1 pseudogene (only partly in view) is annotated in these 425 nt (G+C 72.5%); it reads right to left on the bottom strand.

The window, feature by feature from the left end:
• Positions 1 to 307 precede the first annotated feature (307 nt).
• Positions 308 to 425 (bottom strand): annotated as a pseudogene (locus tag BZY54_RS52600) (LuxR C-terminal-related transcriptional regulator) (its annotated part continues 422 nt past the right edge of the window); the annotation flags it as partial.

Here is a 425-nt window from a genome sequence, read left to right as displayed (position 1 = left end):
CCGGCCGCGAGCGCGGCGGCGGCGCGTCTGCCGCTTGCCCGTCTGGCGCGGGTGAGGCCGAACATGCGTCTCCTCGTGGGGGCTGGCCGGTGGGGGTTCGCACGGGTGGGGTGGAGCACGGAAGCCTGGGATCCGGTGCGCGGACTCCCGTGTGCCCGGGCGAGCGGCACGTCCCATACGCTAGGACCGGGCCCACCCGCCTCCAATGAGGGAACCCCCTAGGCGAGTTGCGTGCAGGGAAAACCCTCGGTCGCCCCCGGTCGGGGGCCCTTGCTTGATCCACCCGGCCAGTCAACCCGGGCCGCGCTCACTTCGCGCGCCGGCCTGCCGCCAATCGGACGATGTCGACCCGCGAACGGATCCCCAGCTTGCGGTAGACCCGGGTCAGGGTCGCCTCGACCGTCTTCACACTGACGAACAGCCGT

Origin of the sequence: Streptomyces carpinensis (assembly GCF_002154505.1) — a bacterium.
Classification (GTDB): Bacteria; Actinomycetota; Actinomycetes; order Streptomycetales; family Streptomycetaceae; genus Streptomyces; species Streptomyces carpinensis.
Note: the sequence above shows the minus strand (reverse complement) of the source record. Positions and strands in the feature narration are given on the sequence as shown.